This window comes from Frankia sp. CcI156 (assembly GCF_001983015.1).
GTDB lineage: Bacteria > Actinomycetota > Actinomycetes > Frankiales > Frankiaceae > Frankia > Frankia casuarinae.
This window is the reverse complement of sequence record NZ_MOMD01000013.1, coordinates 115,351-139,264: the sequence shown is the minus strand read 5'-3', so window position 1 is coordinate 139,264 and position 23,914 is coordinate 115,351. Positions and strand designations below refer to the sequence as shown.

The 23,914-nt window shown below is 70.7% G+C and carries 18 protein-coding genes; 10 read left to right on the top strand and 8 right to left on the bottom strand.

From position 1 onward, the window contains the following. Positions 1 to 457: 457 nt before the first annotated feature. Positions 458 to 1,894, top strand: a complete 1,437-nt coding sequence (gene mptB / locus CcI156_RS06240; RefSeq protein WP_139341427.1) for a polyprenol phosphomannose-dependent alpha 1,6 mannosyltransferase MptB — start codon at positions 458 to 460, stop codon at positions 1,892 to 1,894. A gap of 91 nt (positions 1,895 to 1,985) precedes the next feature. Here the strand turns inward: mptB and CcI156_RS06235 are convergent, their stop codons facing one another. From CcI156_RS06235 to CcI156_RS06220, 3 genes are all read right to left on the bottom strand, one after another. Further along, entirely contained in the window at positions 1,986 to 2,459 is a 474-nt protein-coding gene (locus CcI156_RS06235) for a VOC family protein (protein ID WP_011437301.1), read from the bottom strand. 98 nt (positions 2,460 to 2,557) lie between these two features. Continuing rightward, positions 2,558 to 4,147 (bottom strand): FMN-binding glutamate synthase family protein, encoded by a 1,590-nt coding sequence (locus CcI156_RS06230; protein WP_076804705.1) that lies wholly within the window; start codon positions 4,145 to 4,147, stop codon positions 2,558 to 2,560. Positions 4,148 to 4,660: 513 nt separating this feature from the next. After that, a complete protein-coding gene (locus CcI156_RS06220; RefSeq protein ID WP_232235132.1) occupies positions 4,661 to 5,341 on the bottom strand; it encodes a hypothetical protein in 681 nt (226 codons plus the stop codon). Between the two features lie 31 nt (positions 5,342 to 5,372). Between CcI156_RS06220 and CcI156_RS06215 the strand changes: the two genes are divergently transcribed. The 3 genes from CcI156_RS06215 to CcI156_RS06205 all read left to right on the top strand — a co-directional run bounded on the left by CcI156_RS06215 (position 5,373) and on the right by CcI156_RS06205 (position 12,251). Then, positions 5,373 to 7,958, top strand: coding sequence for a carboxylate--amine ligase/circularly permuted type 2 ATP-grasp protein (locus tag CcI156_RS06215; protein WP_076804703.1), 2,586 nt, complete (start codon positions 5,373 to 5,375; stop codon positions 7,956 to 7,958). A 273-nt stretch (positions 7,959 to 8,231) separates the two neighbouring features. Then, entirely contained in the window at positions 8,232 to 10,016 is a 1,785-nt protein-coding gene (locus tag CcI156_RS06210) for an N-acetylglutaminylglutamine amidotransferase (RefSeq protein WP_076804701.1), read from the top strand. An 81-nt stretch (positions 10,017 to 10,097) separates the two neighbouring features. Then, on the top strand, positions 10,098 to 12,251 hold the full coding sequence (locus CcI156_RS06205) for a prolyl oligopeptidase family serine peptidase (RefSeq protein ID WP_076804700.1): 2,154 nt from the start codon (positions 10,098 to 10,100) through the stop codon (positions 12,249 to 12,251). A gap of 91 nt (positions 12,252 to 12,342) precedes the next feature. Here the strand turns inward: CcI156_RS06205 and CcI156_RS06200 are convergent, their stop codons facing one another. Both CcI156_RS06200 and CcI156_RS06195 read right to left on the bottom strand, forming a co-directional pair. After that, positions 12,343 to 12,768: a GNAT family N-acetyltransferase gene (locus CcI156_RS06200; protein WP_011437295.1), complete on the bottom strand. Its 426-nt coding sequence runs from the start codon at positions 12,766 to 12,768 to the stop codon at positions 12,343 to 12,345. 58 nt (positions 12,769 to 12,826) lie between these two features. After that, the gene (locus tag CcI156_RS06195) at positions 12,827 to 13,606 is read right to left on the bottom strand and encodes a sporulation protein (protein WP_076804698.1); all 780 of its coding nucleotides are present in this window, start codon (positions 13,604 to 13,606) and stop codon (positions 12,827 to 12,829) included. 223 nt (positions 13,607 to 13,829) lie between these two features. Here CcI156_RS06195 and CcI156_RS06190 point away from each other — a divergent pair, with 223 nt between their 5' ends. Further along, positions 13,830 to 14,405, top strand: coding sequence for a hypothetical protein (locus CcI156_RS06190; protein ID WP_076804739.1), 576 nt, complete (start codon positions 13,830 to 13,832; stop codon positions 14,403 to 14,405). 65 nt (positions 14,406 to 14,470) lie between these two features. Here CcI156_RS06190 and CcI156_RS06185 read toward each other — a convergent pair whose 3' ends face one another. After that, a complete protein-coding gene (locus tag CcI156_RS06185; RefSeq protein WP_011437292.1) occupies positions 14,471 to 15,460 on the bottom strand; it encodes an aldo/keto reductase in 990 nt (329 codons plus the stop codon). A 287-nt stretch (positions 15,461 to 15,747) separates the two neighbouring features. Here CcI156_RS06185 and CcI156_RS06180 point away from each other — a divergent pair, with 287 nt between their 5' ends. The 3 genes from CcI156_RS06180 to CcI156_RS06170 all read left to right on the top strand — a co-directional run bounded on the left by CcI156_RS06180 (position 15,748) and on the right by CcI156_RS06170 (position 18,914). After that, entirely contained in the window at positions 15,748 to 17,106 is a 1,359-nt protein-coding gene (locus tag CcI156_RS06180) for a TerD family protein (RefSeq protein WP_035912209.1), read from the top strand. Positions 17,107 to 17,168: 62 nt separating this feature from the next. Further along, on the top strand, positions 17,169 to 17,846 hold the full coding sequence (locus tag CcI156_RS06175) for an AIM24 family protein (RefSeq protein ID WP_011437290.1): 678 nt from the start codon (positions 17,169 to 17,171) through the stop codon (positions 17,844 to 17,846). 84 nt (positions 17,847 to 17,930) lie between these two features. Beyond that, positions 17,931 to 18,914 carry an AIM24 family protein gene (locus tag CcI156_RS06170; RefSeq protein WP_011437289.1) on the top strand — a complete coding sequence of 328 codons (984 nt, stop codon included), beginning with the start codon at positions 17,931 to 17,933 and terminating at the stop codon, positions 18,912 to 18,914. A gap of 42 nt (positions 18,915 to 18,956) precedes the next feature. Here CcI156_RS06170 and CcI156_RS06165 read toward each other — a convergent pair whose 3' ends face one another. After that, positions 18,957 to 20,522 carry an FAD-dependent oxidoreductase gene (locus tag CcI156_RS06165; protein ID WP_011437288.1) on the bottom strand — a complete coding sequence of 522 codons (1,566 nt, stop codon included), beginning with the start codon at positions 20,520 to 20,522 and terminating at the stop codon, positions 18,957 to 18,959. Between the two features lie 268 nt (positions 20,523 to 20,790). Continuing rightward, the gene (locus CcI156_RS06160; protein WP_076804694.1) at positions 20,791 to 21,720 is read right to left on the bottom strand and encodes a DMT family transporter; all 930 of its coding nucleotides are present in this window, start codon (positions 21,718 to 21,720) and stop codon (positions 20,791 to 20,793) included. Between the two features lie 773 nt (positions 21,721 to 22,493). On the opposite strand from CcI156_RS06160, the gene CcI156_RS06155 reads away from it, so the two are divergent. Further along, complete coding sequence (locus CcI156_RS06155; RefSeq protein WP_083342742.1) at positions 22,494 to 23,027, top strand: hypothetical protein; 534 nt, start codon at positions 22,494 to 22,496, stop codon at positions 23,025 to 23,027. Beyond that, on the top strand, positions 23,015 to 23,875 hold the full coding sequence (locus CcI156_RS06150; protein ID WP_083718331.1) for a hypothetical protein: 861 nt from the start codon (positions 23,015 to 23,017) through the stop codon (positions 23,873 to 23,875). The genes CcI156_RS06155 and CcI156_RS06150 overlap by 13 nt, the downstream gene beginning before the upstream one ends. Positions 23,876 to 23,914 lie beyond the last annotated feature (39 nt).

Genomic DNA, 23,914 nt, shown 5'->3' with positions numbered 1-23,914 from the left:
CCTGCCGTCTCCCCGTTGGGGCAGGCGGTAACGGTTGCCKGGCCCATGGTTCTCGCTTGCCGCATGCGTTCGGCATAGCACCCCGAGGCGGTCCGCCAGCAGGGAGCCCGGCAGCCACCATCCGCCGTTCATCCCGGCGCCATCCGCCGGTAGCCGCCGGTAGCCGCCCGGCGCCGAGGCAGGACACCGCGGGCCGGGCCGGCGCCCGTGGGCTCCGACATCCATACAGGACAGGTATTGTTCACCGGGTGCTCCCGGGCGCGCTGCCTGTTGGCGATGTAGAAACGTCAGGCTTTATACCGGAATGGACGAGATAGAGTGYGCCGCGCCGCACGGAACCGCCCGACCGGGCGATCCTGCTCGACGCTGTTCGTCGCGCCCCGGTAGGGGCGTCGGCGGACGCCTCGACGGAGGTATCGTCCTGCTCGCGGGATGTGGGACCGCCGGATCGGTGCTGGTGGTGCTGGTGGCGGGGCGACTGGCCCTGCAGCCCGGAGTTGTGACCCCGTCACGCTGGTTCGGGCTRCTCGACCCGGTGCCGTTCGACCGCCCCTCTCCGCTACCCGCTTTTATGATCATCGGGGTGGCGTTGCTCGTCGGCGCATGGTTCCGGTTGTGCCAGCGCGCGCACCACGGCGACCTGTCGGTCCCGCGGATAGGCCTCGTCATCGGCTTCTGGGCCGTTCCGGTGCTGCTCGGCCCGCCGATCCTCAGCCTCGACGTCTACTGCTACACCGCGCAGGGGACGATGCTCGCCGCCGGGCTCGACCCCTACGCCGCCGGGCCCACCGCGCTCGGCGCCCGTCCCATCCTGCTAGCCGTCGATCCGATCTGGAGATCATCGCTGTCGCCCTACGGGCCGGTCGCCCTCGGCTACTTCCGGCTGGTGACCGCGCTTGCGGGCGGTGACGTCCTGCGCGCGGTCCTGCTGCACCGGATCGTCGCGGGGGCGAGCGTCGTCGTGATGGCGGTGTGCGTGGTGCGGGTGTCCTCCGCGGCGCGACGGCCCTGGGCGCTGGCGTTCTGCGCGGGTAGTCCGATCGTGCTGCTGCAGCTCGTCGGCGCGATCCATCTTGAGGCCATCCTGCTGGCGCTGCTTGCCAGCGGCCTGACGGCGGTGTACCGCGGCAGGCCGGTGCTCGGTCTCGTCCTCATCACCGCGGCCGCGCTGGTGAAGTGGCCCGCGGCCCTGGTCGTCGTGGTGGTGCTGGTCTGGCGGTCGGTCGCGGCGGTGAGTGCCGCTACCGCCGCGACCGCAGCCTCGGTCGGATCGGGTCGGCGTTCATCCCGGCTCCGTCGCGCCGCCGCCGTCGCTGGGCGGGACCTCGCCGTCGTGGCGAGCGTCGTCGTGGTGCTCTCGAGTCTGGTACCCGACGGCTTCGGATGGCTGCGCGCCGCGCGGACACCGGCCGCCGGACTGACCCTCTACGCCCCGACCACCTGCCTCGCCGATCTTCTGTCCGCCCTGGCGAGGATGGCCGGATCGGCGATGCGCTTCGAGGATCTGGTGGGACCCACCCGGGCCGCGGGCGTGGCCGTCGCCGCCGGGATCTTCGTCTGGCTGCTGGCGACCGTCCGCGACCGCGAACCGCATGCCACCGCCGGGCTGGCACTACTCAGCCTGGCCCTGCTCGGACCCGTCCTCTATCCCTGGTATCTCACCTGGGGCGCCGTGCTCCTCGGCCTGACCGGGCAGGCGCCGCGACGGGTGCTCGGGGYGGTCACCGTGGTCGGCTCGTTCCTGGCCCTGCCGCACTGCGAGCTGTTGTTCGTCGATCACCCGCAGGTCGCCCCCTGGTTCGTCCGGCAGGGGCCGATCGTCCTGCTCGTCGCCCTGACCTGCGGCATCGCCGTGGCCTTGGCCGCCCGGCGTCGTCTCGCCAGCGTGCCCTGAGCGCGGCGCCCGTGCCCTGAGCGCGGCGCCCGTGCCCTGAGCACGGCGCCCGTGCCCTGAGCGCGGCGCCCGTTGCGTCCGTCGCCGGGCCTCACGCCTCGTCGGCGGCCCGGCGCAACTCCTCGATGTCGAGCTTCGACATCTTCAGCATCGCCTGCATCGCCCGCTGGGACCGGCCCGGGTCGGGATCGTCAAGGAGCTCAGACAGGGCCGTGGGCACGATCTGCCAGGACAGCCCGTACCGGTCCTTGAGCCACCCACACGGTCCTGCCTCGCCACCGTCGGTCAGCCGGTCCCAGTACTCGTCGATCTCGGCCTGGGAACCGCARCCGACCTGCAGCGAGATCCCCTCCGAGAAGGTGAACTCGGGTCCGCCGTTCAGCGCGACGTACTCCTGGCCATCCAGTTCAAACCGGACGGTCATGACCGTGCCCTCGGGACGGGGYCCGGCCGGGCCGTAGCGGGTGATGTCGACGATCCGCGAGTTCGGGAAGATCGACGTGTAGAACCTGGCCGCCTCCTCGCCCTGAGTGTCGAACCACAGACATGGCGTGATTGCTGGCATCCTCCGGTCCTTCCTGTCTGGATGAGAAGCGCGCGGCCATTTCCCGCACGAGCTTTTCCCGAAGAGCTTTTCCCGAAGAGCGTCGTGGTACCCCTGGATCAGGGGCGAAAGCGGTCCGGGTCGGCCGCAGCCCAGTCCGCGGCCCAGTCCGCCGGCGGCTCGACGAGCAGTTCCCCGGGTTCGAGCCACTCGTACAGCTCGGCGTAGCTACGGGTGTCGGTGTGGGTGACCCGGCGCATCAGCATCCCCGGATGCAGCTGTTCGGGACCGGCGCAGCCCAGCGAGGCGATCATCTGTACCGCCTGGGCCACCGCGGCCTGCTGGTAGCGGCGCACCCGCTCGCCCTTGTCYGCGACGTCCACCGCGCGGGCGCGGCGCGGATCCTGGGTGGCCACCCCGACCGGGCAGGTGTTGGTGTGACAGCGTTGCGCCTGGATACAGCCGACCGCCATCATCATCGCGCGGRCCGCGTTGGTGTAGTCGGCGCCCTGGGCGAGCCGTTTGACGATGTCCACCCCGGTGGCAATCTTGCCGCTCACCCCGATCCGGACCTGGTCTCGCAGGCCGACGCCGACGAGTGCGTTGTGCACCGTCATCAGGCCCTCGGTGAGCGGAGTACCGACGTGGTCCTCGTATTCCAGCGGCGCGGCGCCGGTGCCGCCCTCACCTCCGTCGACGACGATGAAGTCGGGGGTGATCCCCTCGGCCAGCATCGCCCGGCAGATCGCGAGCAATTCCCGCCGGGGCCCCATACACAGTTTGAATCCCGTGGGCTTGCCACCCGCGAGCTCCCGCATCCGGGCGATGAACAGCACCAGTTCCCGCGGAGTCGAGAAGACCCGGTGTCCCGGCGGGCTGACACAGGTCACCCCGGCCGGGACACCGCGGGCCCGCGCGATCTCGGCGCTGACCTTCGCCGCGGGCAGGATGCCGCCGAGGCCGGGCTTGGCGCCCTGGCTCAGCTTCAGCTCGACCATCCGGACCGACGGAAGAGCCGCCTTGTCCTTGAACAGCGCCGGGTCGAAGTCGCCGTCCGCCGTGCGAGCACCGAAGTAGCCGCTGCCGATCTCCCAGACGAGGTCGGCGTGGTAGCGCAGGTGATGCTCGGTGAGACCGCCCTCCCCGGTGTCATGGGCGAAACCGCCCGCCGCCGCGCCGCGGTTCATCGCGAGCACGGCGTTGCCCGATAACGCTCCGAAGCTCATCGCCGAGATGTTGAGCAGCGCCATGTCATACGGCTGGGTGCAGTCCGGGCCGCCGATGCGCACCCGGGGCGGCGGGGTGCCTGGCGCAACCGCCAGTGGCACCGTCGAATGCAGCAGGTACTCGTAGCCGACCGCGTTGACATCGCGCTCGGTGCCGAACGCCTGGTCGCTGTGGATGCCCTTCGCGCGTTCGTAGATGCTCGTCCGGATGTCGCGGTCGAACGGGCGGCCGTCGTAGTTGCGTTCGATGAAGTACTGCTGGATCTCCGGCCGGATGGACTCCAGCATGAAGCGGAGGTRGCCGAACACCGGGTAGTTCCGCAGGATTGCRTGCCGGCGTTGCGTGACGTCGTGGACGGCCAGGGCGAGCAGGGCGCCGGACACGGCGGCGGCCCCCCACCAGTCCGCCGACCACCACAGCCCGGCGGCGATTGCCGCCGCCATGAGCCCCGCCAGGGCCGGCAGTATCCCGAACGAGAACATCGCGATCCTTCCCTGCACCGGCCCCGTGCGCAGGCTGTGCGCGGGCCGCGGCCGGCGGAACCCGGCCGATCTGCCTGGACCCGTCGGGTCCGGCGCCTTCGACGCTATACGCCGGACGGTTCACGAGGTGTTCCACGGCCGCGCCGCGGCCGCGGGGACACGCAATGGGCGGGAACTCGCAATGGCGAGCTGGCCGTCGGCGAACAGGGTAACTCCCTGTTCACAACAACTTTCACAGCACTCCGGAATGTCGGCCTCTTTCTCTCGGGCATCGGACCACCGGGGCACCGACGAGGTGCTCGATCCGGGAGAAAGTTTCACCCCAACTTTCCGCAAGGCGGGATCCTTCCTCCACCGCTGTCGTTTCCACTCGAACCTGGATGACTTCAACCAGCCGGTCGCACCTGGGCCGGAGGGCGGCATCCAGGACGCCAACGGCAACTTCGGAACGCCTATGATGGGGGTCATAACCGTGTCGGACAAAAAGCGGTAGACGTCATCAAGCGGTAGACGTCATCGAGGGCCGGCATCATTGAGGTGTGCTGGAAGGAGCGGCACCACATCGTCAACATCCTGGACCGGGATGACGGTCGGCAGCGATGAATCCCGGGTGTCCACGGCCCAGGTGTCGAGACCGATCACCGTCTTCCCGGTCCGGAGCGCGAAGGAGATCTCACTGAGCGTTCCCCAGCTTCCGCCGACGGCGACCAACGCGTCGCTGCCGCGGACGAGCAGGCCGTTGCGCAGCTCGCCCATCCCGGTCGGGAGGCTGACGGTGAGATGGTCGTTTCCCTCGTCCCGGGACAGGCCCGGCAGCAGCCCGATCGTCGTCCCGCCGCATCCGTCCGTCCCGCCGCATCCGTCCGTCCCGCCACACCCGTCGATCCTCCCGCCGGTGAGCCGGTCGGGCGACCGCGCGCCGCATCGGACACGCCGCGCCCTGCACGCTTCGTCACGTTTTATCGAGGCCCGGCGGGATAGTAGAGACCCTGGTGGGCCCGTCGGCCCCACCAGCAGGGCCGACGGGCCGGACGGACGGGTCGGACGAGAGTGGCCGCGCGGGTGGGCCGGGCTAGGCGTCGGGTTGAGGTGTCGGGTGGCGGCCGGTACCCGACGATGACAAGGGTGGGGGTGCAGGTCCGTGGCGAGTAGCGCGGGATTCTTCCCGAGGCGGGTCATATCTGTGACACGCATGCGTAACCGGCCGGCCGTAGCGTAGCCCGCCATGAGCGACGCACGAATCGTGGCCGTCGGCGTCGAGGAGGAATTTCACATCCTCGATCTCACTACCCGTCAGCTCGTTCCCAGGGCCGAGGAGGTCCTCCGTCGACTCGACGGGGACTCGTTCTCTCCAGAGCTATTGAAATCGGTTGTCGAGACGAACAGTCAGYCGACGGCGGATCTGCTGGAGCTGCGGACGAACCTGCTCGATCTGCGGCGGCGACTCGCGGAGGTGACCGGCGAGCTCGGGCTCGGGCCGGCCGCCGCGGGCACCGTGCCGATCGTGGACATGGATCTGCTCGACGTCTCCCGGGACGACCGTTACGAGCAGATGACCGAGGACTACCAGATCGTCGCGCGCGAGCAGCTCATCTGCGGCGCCCAAGTGCACGTCGACGTGGCCGACCGCGACCTCGCGATGGCCGTCGTCGCCTGGACCGCGCCGTGGCTGCCGATGCTGCTGGCGCTCTCGGCCAGCTCGCCGTTCTGGATGGGCGCCGACAGCGGCTACGCGAGCATGCGCACGCTGGTGTGGCAGCGCTGGCCGACCGCGGGGGTCGCCGGGTCCTTCCGGACCGCCGCGGAGTACGACCAGCTCGTGGCAGACCTGATCAAGTCCGGGGTGATCAGCGACCCGGGGATGGTCTACTTCGACGTCCGCCCGTCGGCCCACCTGCCCACCGTCGAGCTGCGCATCTGCGATGCCTGCCCGGACGTCGACAACGTCATCCTTATCGCCGGGCTGTTCCGGGCGCTGGTGTGCCAGGCCATCGAGGAGATCGAGGCCGGCGGCCAGGCCCCGCCGCCACGCGCGGAGCTGCTGCGCGCGGCGACCTGGCGGGCGGCCCGGTCCGGCCTGGAGGGCGACCTTGTCGACATCCTCGGTGCYGGCCCGATACCGGCCCAGGCCATGCTGCGCCGGCTGCTCACCGAGGTCCGCCCGCAGCTCGAACGGTTCGACGACTGGGAGCTCATCGACAACCTGGCCGAACAGGCCGTCGGCCGGGGCAGCTCGGCGCACCGCCAGCRCCGGGCCTTCGCCCGTCGGGGTCTGCTCACCGACGTCGCGGATCTGGTGCTGGCCGAGACCCGCGACGTCCCGCCCGCGGGGGCGGCGGCCGCGCTKGGGAGCGCGCCCGCTGTGTCCGCCTCCGACCAGATCGCGCCGCGGCTGCTCGAGCGCTACCAGCCGACCGGGTACGACGAGATCGTCGACGCCCGCGGCGCGGTCCGTCCCCAGTACCGGGCCGTCATGCGCACCTTGGAACGGCTCGGCCCGGGCATCCTCGACGAACGGGTCGGGACGCGCGAGGCCGAGCAGAACGACCGGGGGATCGTCTTCCGGGCCTCGGGGGACTCCGCCAGCCGTCCCTTTCCGTTCGACCTGGTCCCGCGGATCATCGCCGCCGACGACTGGACGACCCTGACGACCGGGCTGAGCCAGCGGGTCCGGGCCCTGGAGGCGTTCCTGCACGACATCTACGGCGAGCGGGCGGCCGTCGCCGACGGGATCGTGCCGGCCTGGGTGGTCAACGACGCGCCGAGCCTGCGCCACGGCGGTCGCGCCGTCGGCCCGGACGCCATCCGGGTGACCGTCGCCGGCATCGACCTGGTCCGCGGCGGCGACGGCGGCTGGCTGGTGCTGGAGGACAACCTGCGCGTGCCGTCCGGTATCGCCTACGCCATGGAAGGCCGGCGGCTCGCCGAGTCGGTGCTGCCGGAGCTCGGTCCGCCGGCCGGCATCCTGCGACTGGACGGCATACCCGCCCTGCTGCACGAGGCGCTGGTCGCGGCGGCCCCGGCGGCGGCGACGGGGGACCCGGCGGTGGCCGTGCTGACCGGCGGGAAGACCGACGCGGCGTACTTCGAGCATTCCCTGCTCGCCGAGAAGATGGGCGTCGCGCTGGTGGAACCGGCGGATCTGCTGGTCGACGACAACGACGTCGTCTACCGGATCGACGGCTCCCGGCGGTGCCGCGTCGACGTCCTCTACCGCCGGATGGACGAGGACGACCTGTTCGGCGCCCTCGGAGCCGCCGGCACCCCGCTGGGGCTCCCGCTGCTGCGCGCGATCCGGGCCCGCCGGGTCGGCATAGCGAACGCTCTGGGTAACGGGGTGGGTGACGACAAGGTCGTCTACGCCTACGTCCCGCGGATGGTCACCTACTACCTGGGCGAGCAGCCGGTGCTCGATGACGTGCCGACCTATGTCTGCGGCGACCCGGAGCAGTGTGAACACGTGCTGGACAACCTCGATCAACTGGTGGTGAAACCGGTCGACGGGTACGGCGGGTCCGGCGTGGTCATCGGGCCGCACGCCGAGCCCTACCGGCTTACCGAGGTCCGCGAGCGGATCCTGGCCAATCCCCGGCAGTGGATCGGCCAGGAACTGGTGTCGCTGTCGACCCATCCGACCTGGCATGACAGCCATCTCGAACCCTGCGCGGTAGATCTGCGGGTCTTTGTCTACGCCGGGCGGGAGCCGCGGGTGGTGCCCGCGGCGCTCAGCCGGGTGGCGCCTCCCGGCAGTCTGATCGTCAACTCCTCGCAGGGCGGGGGATCCAAGGACACCTGGATTCCCCGCCGTTAGCCGGTGATTCCCCGCCGTCAACCGTTCCGTGGCCGATACTCTCCGTAGTCGGATCCAGGGTGGCCCGGTCTTCCGTCGCGGGATGCGCTGCGGTTCCGTGCGGGATGCGCTGCGGTTCCGTGCGGGTTGGCGACCGAGGGAGTTGGCAACATCGCGGACACTGTTGTGAAATCTCCGTCCTCGAAAGTGAGGTCGTAGTCAACGGCTGCGGTACCGGGAAGGAAGCCTCGGGGAATGGATCTCGCCTGACCTCATCGATCGACGGGAGCGCACATGTGCGGGCTGAGTGGCGAGCTGAGATTCGACGGCCGGGGAGCGAACGTCGACGCGGTGGTGCGGATGACCGCGACGATGGTGCYGCGGGGCCCGGACGGCGTGGGAGTATGGTCCGCCGGCCCGGTCGCGTTCGGGCACCGTCGCCTGAAGATCATCGATTTGTCCGAGTGCGGTGCCCAGCCCATGGTGGACAACGAACTCGGCCTGACCACGGTGTTCAACGGGTGCATCTACAATTATCAGGAGCTGCGTGACGAGCTGATCGCGGCCGGCTACCGCTTCTTCTCCACCTCCGACACGGAGGTGATCGGCAAGGCGTACCACCGGTGGGGGAGACGCTGCGTCGACCACTTCGCCGGGATGTTCGCCTTCGCCATCGCCGAGCGGGACAGCGGACGGCTGATCCTCGCCCGKGACCGGCTCGGCATCAAGCCGCTCTACCTCACCGGGAACAGYGAGCGCCTGCGGTTCGCCTCCACCCTGCCGGCCCTGCTCGCCGGCGGCGGCGTCTCCTCCGACATCGACCTGGTCGCCTTTCACCACTACCTGTCGTTCCACTCCGTGGTGCCCGCACCGCACACGATTCTGGCCGGGGTGCGCAAGCTGCCCGCGGCGACCGTGCGGGTGGTGGAGCCGGACGGCACCTCGACCGACGACCTGTACTGGCGTCCCAGCTTCACCCGCGATCCCGCGCACGCGGACTGGACCGCCCGTGACTGGCAGGACGCGATCGCCGAGCGGCTGCGCCTCGCGGTGCGCCGCCGGATGGTCGCCGATGTCCCGGTCGGCGTGTTGCTGTCCGGTGGGCTGGACTCCAGTCTGATCGTCGCGCTGCTCGCCGAGGCGGGGCAGAAGGATCTCGCGACCTTCAGTGTCGGGTTCGAGGCCGTCGGCGGCGAGCCCGGCGACGAGTTCGTCTACTCCGACGTCATCGCCCGGTACTTCGACACCGACCACCATCAGATCCGGGTGCCGGGGACGAGGCTGCTGCCCGCCGTCGACGCGGCCGTCGCCGCGATGAGCGAGCCGATGGTCAGCCACGACTGCGTGGCCTTCTACCTGCTCTCCCAGGAGGTCTCCCGGCACGTCAAGGTCGTGCAGTCGGGGCAGGGCGCCGACGAGGTCTTCGCCGGGTATTCCTGGTATCCGCCGCTGGCGGGTGTTGGGCGGACCGACGCCGTCGACGCCTACCTGCGGGTCTTCGCCGACCGACCGCACCGGGACCTGCCCGCGATGGTGGAGCCGCACCATCTCATCGAGGCCGATGCCAGCCGGCACTTCGTCGCCTCCCACTTCGCCCGGCCGGGCGCCGAAACCGCCGTTGACGCCGCGCTGCGCATCGACTCGACGATCATGCTCGTTGACGACCCCGTGAAACGGGTCGACAACATGACGATGGCCGCGGGGCTTGAGGCCCGCACCCCGTTCCTCGACCACGRGTTGGTCGAGCTCGCCGCAGCCTGCCCGCCGGAGCTGAAGCTCGCCTCCGGCGGCAAGGGTGTGCTCAAGAACATCGGCCGCCCGCTGATGCCGGTCGACGTCATCGACCGACCCAAGGGGTACTTCCCGGTGCCGGCGATCCGCCATCTCGACGGGCCGTTCCTGGACCGGGTGCGCGAGGCGCTCACCGATCCGGCGGCGAAGGCGCGGGGTCTGTTCCGGCCGGTGTGGGTCCAGACGATGCTCGCCGCCCCGAACGACAACCGCACGGCGCTCGGCGCGAACGCCCTGTGGCAGGCCRCGCTGCYCGAGATGTGGCTCCAGACCCACACGGTCGCATGATCTACGTACATCGCACGACCCACGTACATCGCACGACCCACGTACATCGCACGACCGAGTCGCATGATCCCTTGGAGTGACATGATCCGACCCGCGGTGGTGGCGCAGCCGGTGGTGGGACGGCYGGTGGTGGGACGGCCGGTGGTGGCGCACACCGTCGACTCCGGGCGTCCCGGCGATCTGTCCGACGCCTGGGTCGCGGCGGCGAGCTGTCGCGCACCGAGTACCGGCCCGCATGGTCGGCTCGCCTTCGTCGGCGATCGCGGCGGCGCCCCCGCGCTGTGGATCCGGGACCCGGATGGCCGGGAGCGCCCGGTTGACACCGGCCCCGGTCATGTCCGGGCGGTCCTGTGGTCGCCGACCGACGACCGGATCGCCGTCCACGTCGCGCCGGGCGGCGGGGAGCTCACCGAGGTCCGGACCGTCCGGGCGGACGGCGGTGACCTGCGCCACCTGGCCGGCGGCGGGAGGCGGGCCGCCACCCCAGCCCGCTGGACCGACGACGGCCACGGCCTCGTCGTGACCGAGTCCGACCGCTCCGATCCGTCCGGCCGCACCGCCGCGGTGCTGATCGACTCCGACGGGCGACGGACCCGCCTCGCCGCCGGAGTGGCGCTGCAGGTGTGCGACGTCGTCGTTCTCCCCGACCCCGCGCCGGACGGGACGGGGAGCGGCGGTCCGGGGCGGGGCCCGGCCGGTGGCGGGTACCGCCTGCTGCTGCGGGAGGGCCCCCGTGGCGTCCGGCGGGTGCTCGTGGTCGACACCATGATCGCAGCCAGGGAGGGGATCGCAGCCAGGGAGGGGATCGCAGCCAGGGAGGGGATCGGCGGGTCATGGCAGGTGCCCGGCGGGACGGCGACCACCGTGACCGGTCGGTTCGTCGCCGACGGCCGTCGCCTGCTGCTGCTGTGCGACATCGGGCGGGACCGGGCCGCGTTGTTCGACGTCCCCGTCGACCCCACGGGCGATCCGACCGGCGGGCCGCGGGTCCTCGCCGCCCGGGATGACGCCGATCTGGAGCGGTTCGCCCTGCTCGATCCGGATCGGGCGGTCGTCGTCTGGAACGTGGGCGGGCGCAGCGAGCTCGCGCTGGTCGATCTGCCCACCGGACGGTCACTGACGCTGCCGCCGCTTCCCCGCGACGTCGTCACCGGCGTGCTCGTCCGGCCCGGGGGGCGGGAGCTCGTGCTTGCCCTGGATGGTGCCACCAGGCCGGGGGAGATCTGGACCTGGGATCTCACCGCGCCATCCGCCGGCTACCGTCGGCTGATCTCGCACGCTCCCGTCGAGGCAGTGACCATCCCGGGACCGCGGGTCGTCCTGAACATCGACGTTGACGGCCTGGGATCCGACAGCCCGGGGCCATCCGGGCCATCCGGGCCATCCATGCCATCCGGGCTATCCGCGCCGGCGCGTGTACCCGGGATCCCCGGGCCCCGCACCGGTGACCACCCGCGGCTGGTCCGTCCGGTGCCGTGCGCCCTGCCGGCCCACGACGGCCGGGAACTGTCCGGTTGGTGGTACCGCCCGCACGGCCCGCGAGGACCGGTCCCGACCCTGCTCCACCTGCACGGCGGCCCGGAGGCGCAGGAGCGTCCCGTCTACAACCCGCTGTTCCAGGCCGTGCTCGCCCGGGGGATCGCGGTGTTCGCGCCGAACGTGCGCGGCTCCACCGGATTCGGCCGGTCGTTCGAGGAGGCCGATCACACCCATCGTCGGTTCGGCGGCATCGCCGACGTCCGCAGCTGCGTGGCGCATCTGGTCGCGACGGGCCTGGCTGACCCGGACCGGATCGGCGTCGCCGGCCGCTCCTACGGCGGCTATCTGACGCTGGCGGCGATGGTCCACTTCCCGGAGCTGTTCCGGGTCGGGGTAGACGTCTGCGGGATGGTTGATCTGGAGAGCTTCTATCAGTACACCGAGCCGTGGATCGCCGCGTCCGCGGTCACCAAGTACGGTGATCCACGCACCGAGCCGGCGTTGCTGCGGGCGCTGTCCCCGCTGCACCGGATGAGCGCCCTCGCCGCGCCGTTGCTCGTCGTGCATGGGGAGAACGACACCAACGTCCCGGTGATCGAGGCGGAGCAGACGGTCGCCGCGGCCCTCGCTCGCGGCGTCGACTGCCGTTACCTGCTCTTTCCCGGCGAGGGGCACGAGATCGCGGATCTGCGCCACCGCAGGTCGTTCGTCCGAGCGGTCGTCGACTGGCTGACCCCCCGGCTGCTGACCCCCTGACCCCCTGACCCCCTTGTCCCCTTGCCCCCCTGACCCCCTGTCCCCTGACCGCCGGACGGCTGACGGCCGGGGGAGGGACTGCGGAGGGACCTCAGAGTCGGCGGGTGAAGTGGAAGGCCGCGATCGTGAAGCCGGTTCGCAGGTAGAGCCGGTGCGCCTCGTAGCGGTGGGTGCCGGCGTCGAGATGGATATGTTCGCAGCCGAGCCGGCGCGCCTCCCGTTCACTCCAGGCGAGCAGCCGGGTGGCGTGCCCCCGCCCCCGCGCCGCCAGGATCGTGGACAGATCGTCGATGACCAGATGCCGCCCGTAGGCGAGCGAGGTCACCTGCCGGAATCCGACCGCCGCGACCACCCGTCCCAGCTCCCCGTCCCATGACGCGACCAGGCGGTAGCCCTCGGGGCGCTGGACCTCGTTGACGAGCTTGACGAACCCGGTGGAGGTCAGGTGCGGCCGAAGCTGCCGCATGGGGTCGAACGCCAGCCAGGTACGATCCGCCTCCAGCTCCTCGATCTTCACATACCGTATTCTTGCAGCTTCACCAGGTGAGCCGACGTCCCCCGGACGGGTAGAGCGCTCAGAACCAGCCGCGGCGGCGGCCCAGGTGCTCCAGCTGCTGGTGGAGCAGCCCGGCGAGCTGGTGCCGGTCGGTGTCGTGGTGGCCGAGCCGGAACCGGCTGAGCTCGTCGCCGCCGGAGGACAGCAGCCCACCGCGGCGGTCGGCCTCCAGGACGACGTCCACCCCGGAGCCGTCGACGAGGAAGGTGACCTCCAGTTCGGAGATGCGCCGGGCGTACTCGCCCGACGGCTTCAGCTCGATCTCCTGGTAGAAGGGCAGGTCGGAGCCGTGTAGGCGGCCCTTCTCGACGTCGGCGGACTTGAAGTGGAAGCCGAGGTCACCGAGGGCGGCGAGCACCGCCTCCTGGACGGGCAGCGGGTGCACGTTCACCGCGTCGAGGTCACCCGGGTCCACCGCCCCGGGGATGGCCAGCTTGGTCCGCACCCCGATCTTCATCCCGTGCAGATGCCACCCGCCGATGTCGGTGATCGGGGTCTRCCACGGCACGGGCAGCTCGAAGCGGCCGCTGATCTGCTGCTCCGGGTGGATAGTGAAGCCGCCACCGATCTGCTGGGTACCGAAGGTGACCTGYTCGTGCCAGGTCGAGTCGTCGGTCTCGACCTCGACGGTCGCCTCGAGCGCGACGAGGACCTTCTCGATCTTCTGCTCGACCTTGCCGCCGGTGACGGTGGTCAGACCGGTCACGACCTGGCCCGGCAGGGTTTCCGGACGGTCCAGCACGGTCTCGACCGCGGCCCCGCCCACGCCGAGCCGCGACATGAACCGCTTCATCCCCATGGTGTGCCCGTCCTCCGCTTCCGTTCTCGTGTGTGCGCAGGACACGTTCTCACATCCGCCTGACGACCGGACCGCCGGAACGGCTCCCGGGTCGGCAGGGTGACAGCGGGCGGGGCGGGTGACAGCGGGCGGAGCGTGTCAACGGGCGGAGCGTGTCAACGGGCTGGTGACGCGGATGGGGTACGGCGTCCGGCTTCGGGGCGAACCGGTACCATTCCGCTTCGTGACCTGCATCGTCGGGGTACAGCAGGACGGCCGGGTCGTGATCGGTGGGGACAGCGCCGGTGTCGCTGGCTGGTCTATCACTGTCCGTGCGGATACCAAGGTGTTTCGTAACAGTGAGTTCATTATGGGGTTCACTGATTCGTTCCGGATGGGCCAGCTGCTCCGCTACAGCCTCGTGCCCCCGGTCCCGCAGGACTGGGATCTCRATCGGTTCATGGCGACGGACTTCATCGCGGTGGTCCGGGACTGCCTGCGTGACGGCGGCTTCGCCCGCAACGACTCCGGCAATGAGAGCGGCGGGCTGTTCCTGGTCGGCCTCCGCGGACACCTCTACCGCATCGACTCGGACTACCAGATCGGCCGCAGCGCGGACAACTACTATGCGGTCGGCAGCGGCGACGAGTACGCCTGCGGCTCGCTGCACAGCACCCGGGGCCTCGACCCGAAACAGCGGGTCCGGATGGCGCTGGAGGCCGCGGCCCACCACTCGACCGGGGTGTGCCCGCCGTTCCACATCATCTCCTCCGACGACAYCTCCTCCGACGACGTGACCACCTACGACGCCTCGGACTGACCGGGCGCCTCGGACTGACCGGGCGCCTCGGACTGGCCGGGCGCCTCGGACTGGCCGGACAGCGGTCAGCGGTGGAGCCGTTCCGCGGCCAGCGCGGCGAAGGCCGACGTGCCGGCGAGCGGTTCGAAGCGTTGCGCGGCTGCGGTCAACGTGCCGTACTCGTCCTCGGTGAGCGTGATGTCGGCCGCGGCGGCGTTGTTCTCCACCTGGGCGACGCTGGACGCCCCCGGGATCGCGACGACCGACGGATGATGGATCGCCCAGGCCAGCGCGATCTGGGCGGGGGTGGCGTCGTGCGTGGCGGCGACCTCGCGTAGGACGTCGAGCAGCGGGGTGGCGCGGGCCAGATTCTCGGTGAGGAACAGCGGGTTTATCGCGCGGATCCGCCCGGTCGGGCGGTTCGTGACGTCGTAGCGGCCCGAGAGCAGCCCCTGGCTCAGCGGGCTCCAGGCGATCACGATCCGGGACTCCCGGGCGGCGAACGCCAGCAGCTCCTCGCCMCGCCTGCGCCGAACCAGGCTGTACTCGACCTGGTTGGACAGGATGGGCGCGCCGAGCGCCGCCTCGGCGTCCTGCCAGCGGGTCAGCGAGTAGTTGCTGACCCCGACGTCCCCGACGAGGCCGACGGCGCGCAGCGCCGCCATCCCGCGCATCGTCTGGCCGTCCCTGATCACCGGATTGGGCTGGTGGACCTGATACAGGTCGATGCGGTGCACCCCGAGCCGGTTCGCGCTCGCGACCGCCCGCTGCTCGACGATCGGAGCCAGCGGGAGCACGGGGAACACCTTCGTCGCCACGTACGCCCGGTCCAGCGCGTCCGGGATCCCGGCCAGCGCCGAGCCGAGGATGCGTTCGCTGCGTCCCATCCCGTAGATCTCGGCGGAGTCGAACAGCGTCACCCCGAGTTCGAGGGCCCGGCGCACGATGCGCCCGGCCTCGGTGTCGGCGTAGCTCGCCCCGTACCCCCACTCCCTGGACCCGAACTGCCAGGTTCCGAGGCCGATCTTGGATATCTTCTTACCGCTGGCTGTCGTGATGCCCTCGACGTAGCGCATCTGTCCAGTGAACGCCCGACCATGTCGGAGCGCGAGAGGAGCCTCACCGGTAGCCGCTCCGATGCCGGTGTCGTCGTCGAATCGTCCTGTCCGCGAATCGTCTTGTCCGGGGATCGACAGCGTTCCCGGCGCCGACGTGTTCGGCTGTACTCTCCGRCAGCTGCTAGGTTGCCGGCAGTCCGGTTCGTGCGGATGCGGGCGGGTGCTGGCTGGCCGGTTGGGCACGGTAACGCCGGTAGGTCATGGTTGCGCCGGTCCGGCACGGAATGCCAGGTGGAGGGAGCGTGTTGGTCACCCAGTTCAGTCGAGGGCAGAAGGCGCAGCTGTCGACGATCACCCCGGGCACCGACCTGTACGTCGGGATCCAGATCAATGCGCCGGGGGAGTGGGACATCTCCTGCTTCGGCCTGGACGGCGCCGATCGCCTCACCGACGACCGCTACTTCGTCTTCTTCAACCAGCCGGCGTCGCCGGAGAAGTCCATCCAGCTCCTCGGGCCGCAGGCCGGCGACAGTCAGGCGTTCCGGGTCACCCTCGACCAGGTGCCCGCCTCGATCGGCCGGCTGTCGTTCTGCGCCGCCCTCGACGGTGCCGGTAGCGCCTCGGCTATCTCGTCGGGGTACCTGCGGGTCGTCGTCGCGGGAACCGAGGTGCTGCGCTACTCCTTCACCGGCGCCGACTTCACCAGCGAGCGCGCCGTGATGATCGCCGACATCTACCGCAAGGGTGTGTGGCGGATCGCCGCCGTGGGCCAGGGGTTCCAGGGGGGATTGGCCGAGCTCATCCGCTCTTACGGCGGTGAGGTCGCCGACGAGGCGCCGCAGCCGGCCCCCGCTCCCGGTTTCGGCGCTCCCGGTTTCGGCGCTCCGCTCGCTGCACCGCCGCCCATGGGCTTCGCGGGTGGGATGCCCGCCACCGGCATGCCGGGTGGGATGCCGCCGACCGGCGCGTTCGGCGGACCCGAGATCCTGCCGTCGCAGGCGCGACCCACCCTGCCCGGGGCGATGAACAGCCTGGATCCCTACCGTGAGGTGCCGACCGCCGGTCGGTGGACCCAGCAGAACGGCAAGCTGGTCAAGGTCACCCTCGGTCCGGACGCGTTGGCGCTGCGCGGGTCGATGGTCGCCTACCAGGGCAGCGTCGAGTTCGACTACAAGAGCAGCGGGCTGCGCGGTCTCATCGAGGGCAAGCTGACCGGCCAGAGCCTCAAGCTGATGACCTGCAAGGGCTCGGGTGAGGTCTTCCTTGCCCAGGACGCCGCGGACCTGCACATCGTCGAGCTCGGCAGCTCCTCCCTCTGCGTCAACGCGAAGAACCTGCTGGCGATGGACGCCACBGTGCGCACCGAGGTGCGTCGGATCGAGAGCCCCGGCATCCCCGGCGGGGGGTTCTTCCACTTCGAGGTCTCCGGGCCGGGTTCGGTGGTCGTCATGACCAAGGGGTCTCCGATGACCCTCACCGTGCAGGGCCCGACCTTCGCGGACATGAACGCCCTCGTCGCCTGGACCACCGGCATGCGGGTCAGCGTGTCCACTCAGGTCCGGATCTCCCGGCAGATCTACGCCGGCGGTAGCGGCGAGGCACTGGCTCTGCAGTTCATGGGGTTCGCGGGGCACTTCATCGTCGTCCAGCCGTACGAGGTCTGAGGCGTGTCGACCATCCGGGAAGCGCGCCTGGCGGGAGGACCGCCGGGGGAGAGGAGCGGGCCGTGCAGGGCAGCCTGATCCAGCACTACGGACCAACTCCGATCATGGAACGGATGAGCAGGCACGGCTCGAAGATCGCCAAGGTGGTCATGAACCCGGGCCAGGATCTCTTCGCCCGGGTCGGGTCAATGATCGCCTACGAGGGGTTGATCGACTTCAATCCGCAGCCGCCGCAGCTCGGCCGGATCGCCTCCTCCTGGGCGACGGGTGAGGGCGTTCCGCTCATGACGGCGACCGGCCAGGGGCTGCTGTACCTCGCGGACTACGGCAAGGAGGTCATCGTCGCGCAGCTTGCCGGCGAGGGACTCTCGGTCAACGGCAAGAACATCCTGGCCTTCGACGCCGGGCTGCAGTGGAGCATCGAGCGGGTCCGCGGCATCACCATGCTGTCCGGAATGGGGATGTTCAACGTGGTGGTGCGTGGGCACGGCTGGGTGGCGCTGACCGCCAAGGGCAGTCCGATCGTGCTCGACACCCGGGAGGCGTCGACCTACGTCGACACCGACGCCCTCGTCGCCTACACCGATGGGCTGCGCGTCGAGCCCCGGCGCACCGCCCGGCTCGGCGGGCTCATCGGGCGCGGCTCCGGGGAGGCGTTCCAGCTCGGCTTTTCCGGCCAGGGGTTCGTCGTCGTGCAACCGAGCGAGGACGAGCGGCCGACCTTCTCGGTGCGGGGCTGAGGCCGCGATGGCACGGTGGGGGCGGGCGGCCGGGTACCGGCGCCGGACGGCGGAGCGCACCGCGGAGAGGACGGGGACGGCGACATGACGCAGGGCGGGATGTACGGYGGCCACCCGAGTGGTCCGCAGGGCAACTATCCCGGCGGTGGTCCGGGCTATCCRCCGGGCCAGGGCTATCCGCCGGGCCAGGGCTATCCGCCGGGCCAGGGGACACCTCCCGGTGGCTCCGGTGGGCCGGCCGGCGGCATCCGCAGCAGTCTCCTGGACAATCCCGAGCGTCCCTCGGACGAGCCGTTTTCCCTGCAGAACGGCAAGATGCTCAAGGCGACGCTTGGCGCCCGCGGGATGCGGGAGTTCTATGCCCGCAAGGGCGCGATGGTCGCCTACCAGGGTGCCGCGAACTTCGACGCGCACTGGGAGGGCTGGGGCTCGCGTTTCCACAGCTTCTTCAGCGGCGGCGAGGGCCTGAACCTCATGCAGGTCTCCGGATCGGGTTCGGTCTTCCTCGCCAACCAGGCGCAGGACATCCACATCCTCGACCTGGTCGGTGATGGGCTCACCGTCGACGGCAAGAACGTGCTCGCCTTCAACGCCGACCTGACCTGGGACCTGGTGCGGGTGGACAGCCAGGTCGGCATCGCCGGTGTCGGGAGCTACCAGGTCGAGCTGCGCGGCAACGGCCGGGTCGCTGTCTGCACGTCCGGGGCGCCGCTGGTCATGCACGTAACGCATCAGAACTACTACTTCGCGGACGCCGACGCGGTCGTCGGCTGGTCATCGAGCCTGCAGGTCTCGATGCAGGCGGCGGTGACGTCCTCGGCCGTGTGGCGACCCCGGGGGAACACCGGGGAGAGCTGGCAGATGCAGTTCACCGGCGAGGGCTTCGTCATCGTGCAGCCCTGCGAGCTACTTCCGCCGTACAACGCGCTCGCGGGTGCCGGTCTCGCCGGACAGTTCGGCCTCGGTCAGGGCGGGTTCCAGGGCAACCAGCACGGCGGTCACGGTGGTCACGGCCCAAGCGGCGGTTTCGGCGGTGGCGGCCTAGGCGGTCTGTTCGGTAACCGCTGAGGCGACACCGCCTGCGACGGACGGGCGGCGAGGCGTGGGGGGTCATCTCGCCCGCTCGACGCCCTCGGCGTATCCGGCATTCTTGGCGTATCCGGCATTCTTGGTGTATCCGGCATCCTCGGCGAACACGTCGGGGGTGCGGACGTGTTCGGGCCGAAATCCGATGCCGATGACTCGCCCGAGTAGCCGCCCGAGTACCCGCCCGAGCACCCGCCCGATCCGCGGCGCCGCCGTGGCGGTCACCCCATAGGACATCATGGCCGTCACCAGGTTGGACATCCCGGCCCGCACCGCCCCCGTCATCGTCCTTGCCGTCGCGTTCGTCGTCGCGTTCGTCAGGGGGGCACGCGCGACCTGGCGCGACGGGCTGCCGCCGTGCGCTGGCCGCTCGTCGTCACCCAACAGGCGTACCAGGAAGGCGCCCTGCCGGACCTGGATCATCTGCATGAGCACGACCGGCCAGGTCCGCCGGCGCTGCACCCGCCGCAGCTCGGCCGGCTCGGGTGGCCCGGCCCGCAGCGTCACGGCCATCAGGTTCGCCGTCGCCACCGCGTCCTGGACGGCGTAGTTCACCCCGACGCCGCCCGCCGGGGACATCGCGTGGGCGGCGTCGCCGATGCAGAGCAGACCCGGCTGGAACCATCGGCGAAGCCGGTCGACCTGCACCACCAGGGTCTTCACCTGGTCCCAGTCGGTGAGGTCGTCAACGGCACCGGACAGCGCCGGCGCCGCGGTGGTGATCTGCGCACGGAACGCCGCCAGCCCGCCGGCCGTCCTTGGCTGCCGCTGCGCCGACCCCTTCCGGACCACCATGCCGCACTGCCAGTAGTCGCGTCGATCCAGGGTGATCAGGGCGTGGCCCTTGCGGAGGTGCGCCAGGGTGAATCCGTCCCCGTTTCCCTCCTCCCCACGCTCGTTCCCCTTCTCCTCCCCACGCCCGTTCCCCTCCTCGTTCCCGTTCCCGTCCCTCGCCGCCCGGCGGCCGCTCGCGGACCTGTCACCCATGTCTTTCGGCAGCCGGAACCAGAGGACGTCGAAGGGAGCGCCGCGCTCCCGCACCGGCAGGCCGGCACGGGACCGCAGGGTCGAGTGCCGGCCGTCGGCGGCCACCGTCAGATCCGCCCGGATCTCGACCTCCCCGAGGGGGCCGGCCGCGCGCACGCCCACGACCCGTCCATTCGCCCGGACCAGGTCGGTCGCCTCGGTGCTCATCGCCAGGCGGAACGTCGGATAGGCACCGGCCCGCTCGGCCAGAAACGTGAGAAAGTCCCATTGGGGCATCAGGGCGATGAACGGGCAGGGCGTCCGCAGGTGCCGGAAGTCCACAACGGTCCGGCGCCGGCCCGCCATATCCAAAGCCAGCGTGGCGGCCCGGGTGTGCGGGATGCGAAGGAAGTCCGTCAGCAGGCCCAGCTCCGCCATCACTGCCATCGTGGACGGGTGAATCGTGTCACCGCGGAAGTCACGGGCAAAATCATCGTGCTTTTCCAGCACGATGACGTCCACCCCTGCGCGGGCCAGCAACAGACCGAGCATCATCCCCGCCGGCCCACCGCCCGCGATGACGCATCGGGTGGTCCAGCGCAACGGTGCGGATGATGTTCCCATGCCAGCTCCCCGGATCCCGCCCCGGGCCTGCCCCGCGTCGGCCGCCACCAGGCGGAGCGACCGCGGCGGTCCCCGGAGCCCGTCGTCCCCGTCATCCTGCCCGGACGTCCTGCCCCGCCGAGGAGATGATCGAACCTGCCGTCGCCAGGCGCTGAGACTCCCGCTCGTCAGGTGCAGYCCTTCCAGCGCGAACCATTCGATGGCCGGAGGCTGGACTTCCGCGAGTACCGGTAACAGTTCGACCTCGTCGCCCGCCAGGAGGGGGGCATCAGGAGGGGGGCATCGGGGCGGGGGCATCGTGGMGAGAGACGTCAGGCAGGCGACGGGTGGGGCGTGGCAGGGCGGGCGAGCGGGCGAGCAGGACGACCCCGCCCACGACCAGCAGAGCCGCCACCGTGACACCCGTGATAACCCCGGGGGTGTCCGGGGCGGGTACCCCGAAGACGAGCACGGCGAGAGTGTAGGAGACCGTCGGATTGGTGATGTTCATGGCGGTGACGGTCGGCGCGAGCGGACCCACGGCGAACGCCATCTGCCCGAATACGAGGCTGGCCATCGTGACTCCGCACAGGGCGTAGGCGAACCAGTGGGTCGCGGTGGTAGCGATCCCCTCGTTCAGGGTCTCGTCGGTGGCCTGCTTCATCAGCAGGGCGCTCAGCGCGAAGAACAGCCCGGCGCCGACTCCGAGCATCGCCGCACGCATTGCTGGTCGCCGGCCGCGGGAGAAGACCGTCAGCGTCGCCGCGAGGGCAATGATCGCGAGGATGGTCAGCGCCAGCCGGTATTCGTCCAGGGGAGCATGGGCGGGTAGGCGTCCCTGGACCGTGAGGAGCAGCGCGAGGCCTGCGCAGATCGATGCCACCGCCCACCATGCTCCCCGCGCCATCCGTAGATGGGTGCGGACCAGGCCCAGCGGGAGCGCGAACAGTAACTGGGTGACCATGAGGGGCTGCACCTCGGCGAGGGAACCAAGGTGTAGGGCGAGCGCCTGGGTGAAGAACCCGGCGACGTTTGTCAGCCAGCCCAGCAGCMACATCGGTTCGCGTGCCAGGTCGACCAGATGCCCCATTCCGGGCAGCGCGTGCGTCCGGTCGTCACGGGCGGCGAACCGGCTGCGTCCGGCGGCGCGTTGTTGCAGAGCCGCGGACGACGCGAGCAGGAACGCGGCGCACAGGGCCAGCGGGATGAAGAGCAACACGGATCGTTCGGTCCGTCAGGCGGAGCCGGCCCGCGGGGCGGCTGCCGGCGGGCGGCCGGACGCGCCGGCGGGATGGCGGCCGCCCCGCGCGGGCGTACTCATCGGGCTGGGTGCCTCGTCGGGGAGCGTCGGAGACAGCGGGACCGCCGGGACCGCCGGGACCGGGTGTACGCCGCCGAGCGGCCGGTCGAGCCGCCGCGGCGCATCGCCTGGACCGCGCATGTTGGACACGATGGCCGTAATGTACCGGCCCGGGGAACCGGATGTGATGTATCCCGGCTGGTGGGCGCCGGTGTGATCCGAGCGGGAACGTCCTGCTCGCCGGGCCTCGGCGTAGCCGTCTCACACCCCCGGTCCACGGAAGCGGGATCGCTCCAGACCGACGGGAGCGCGGCGTACGGCCGACCGGCCGTACGCGTTCCACGCCCATGGCGGCAGCGACACCACCGGCGTCGTGCGCGGCGTCGTGCGCGGCATCGAGACGATTACCACGGGGCTGAATTAGAAACGCCTGCGCGAGCCGTTTTCGTCTGCCATGTGAAAAAGATTTCCGTCGGCGACCGGTAGGGTCCGACACGGGCCGGGTGGACGGCTGCCTGCTTGACGCGGCATGGCGGCGATGCAATTTTTTTTGTGACCACCGGCACCGGATGGGATCGGTGGGGCCGGTGCCGTGCGTGTCGTCAATTTCCGTCCCGGGCACGTGGTATTCTTTCCGCTGCTCTACCAGATTCGGAGGTGCGCTTGTGCGTCACTCTCTTCGTGGGCTCGCTGTGGGATCCTGCATTGCGAGCACCGTGCTGATCGGAACGTCGCAGATCTCGGTGACCGCGGCGATCGCGGCGCCGGCGGGGCCGGTACCCGCGCCCGTCCCGGATTCCGCGGTCGCGGCTGGCGCGGTCGGCGCGGATGGCCTGCGGGGCAGGAGTTCCCCAGCCGGCATCACGAAATCCGCGCGGGTGTGTTATTTCGAGACCAGAGGCGACGACGTACACGTCTCCAGTTCCGCTCATGAGGCGTCCGGACACGGCTGGTGGGTCAACATCGACTGCGACGTCACCAAGGCGGTCGTCACCGTCCAGCTGCAGGAGTACTACAGCGACGGCACGTGGCGGAACGTCGGCGCGGTGGGCCGGTCGACGGTGAAGTCCGGCGGCGGCGCCGGAAACCGGGCGACCGGGCGGGGCCACTGCAGGAGCGGCAGTCTGACAGGGTGGCGTAGCGTCATCGACGTGGATCTGGTGGGCGTGCCCGACGACCCGAACAAACTCGTCACGACGGGTCGGAACATCAGGTGCCGGCGGTAGTGCACGAGGGTGACGCGGCCGGGCCCGCCGGCACCCTGTTCGCCTCCCTGTACGGCGAGCTGGCGCCGCACCCGTGGCGGGATCCCTTCGTCGCATCCTCCGACGCGTACAGCCTGTTCGTCGCGAGGTCGTCCGCGCTGGGCTGGCTCACCGAGGCCATGCCGGACGCCTCCGGCGGCCTGTGGGGGATGAACGATGCCGGGCAGGACCGGCCTGCCGCCGCCGGGGCGTCGCCGTCCCGCGCCGCCTGGTTCCAGGTGTCGTTGACCGAACCGGTCCCGAACCGCCGCCCCCTGCCGGTGCAGCCGTTCCTGGCCTGCGCGGACGATGTCGTGGCGCGGATCGGCACGCTGCGGCTGACGGCGGTGCAGCTCCTGCTGCCGGTGCAGCTCCTGCTGCCGGTGCAGGTGTCGCCGGTGGAGGGCCTCGGGATCTCGCCACGGACACCCGCCGTGGGAAGTCTACTGCAGGATGCCGGCTGGTTCGCCGACTGCGCCCCGCGGCACAGAACGCGGGTGCGGGTGACGGTGGACGGCGGGCAGGACCCGGCCATCCGTTCCGCCGCCCCCGCGATGCTCGACTGGCTGCGCAAACTCGACMAGCACGTCTTCTCGGATGACTCGCTCTCTCCGGCGAACGACGACCATCCGGTGCTGGAACCCGCCGTCATCGATGAACTGTGGCAGGGACCTGCTCGGCACCGGGTCACCTTCCAGGGGGCCCTCGCCGAGTGGACGTTGGACGCGCTGGGCTGGCTGGCCGCGTTGCTCGCGGAGGCGAGTGCCCGGCACGGGGTCGGCATCCCGCTACTGGTGACCGCCAGCCGATCGACGAGCCGAACGGGTTGAACTCCCTGGCCGGGGTGACGGCCATCCGGCGCGCCGATA

Coding starts and splice junctions, on each gene's coding strand:
- CcI156_RS06220 (WP_232235132.1), bottom strand. CDS start 5,341: ATGCGTGTCACAGATATGACCCGCCTCGGGAAGAATCCCGCGCTACTC.
- CcI156_RS06165 (WP_011437288.1), bottom strand. CDS start 20,522: ATGGGAACATCATCCGCACCGTTGCGCTGGACCACCCGATGCGTCATC.